Annotated in this window: 1 protein-coding gene; it reads right to left on the bottom strand. The window is 47.4% G+C overall.

Annotated features, from left to right (window positions below; genetic code table 11):
• A partial coding sequence (locus tag BG32_RS12245; protein WP_121526913.1) for an MFS transporter occupies positions 1–658 on the bottom strand: 658 nt, incomplete at both ends.

Here is a 658-nt window from a genome sequence, read left to right as displayed (position 1 = left end):
CTCCCCCACTCGAAGAGAAACGCTGCATCAGGAATCCCGTGCCAGACTGAAAGATGATTACAGAGATGAAAGTGAAGAGGTTCATACCTCCAAAGAGAGAACCTCCACGGCCTCTGGCTGCCAGATCGTTGACACCTGCAGTAAGATGATCGTAGGTTATACCGGCAAAGAATCCCAAAAAGAATCCGACCAGTCCCGGTATAAGAATCGGCAGCCGGCTCCTCATAGAAAACCAGAAGAAAACCCACGAAGCACCATAGGAAACACATGAAACGGTTATCGCAAGAAGTCTCAATCTTGCCGGCCTTGCGATGTATGCCCCTACAAAGTTTCCGACCATCACTCCTATGCTTATCAGCGTCGACCATAAACTCGCCGTTCCATACGAAACACCGTAAGAAGTCTGGTACCAGGAAACAGCCCAGAGACCTTGCAGTGACATCAGGGCACCAAACGACGTTCCCCAAAGGACAAGCATCAGCTTTAGCTGCCTCGACCTGAGGATCTTTCGGAATGAATTTTTTAGATTATCTAAAAAACCTTTTCTTTCAATTTTGCCATCAATTGAGATCACAGGATCTCTCCTCCTGAAAGCGATTAGAGACGCTGCAAGAGCAAAATTCAAGAAGGCGAGAAAGACGAAGACATTTCTTCTGCC

It is taken from the genome of Mesotoga sp. HF07.pep.5.2.highcov (assembly GCF_003666285.1).
GTDB lineage: Bacteria > Thermotogota > Thermotogae > Petrotogales > Kosmotogaceae > Mesotoga > Mesotoga prima.
This window is presented reverse-complemented; position numbering and strand designations above follow the sequence as displayed.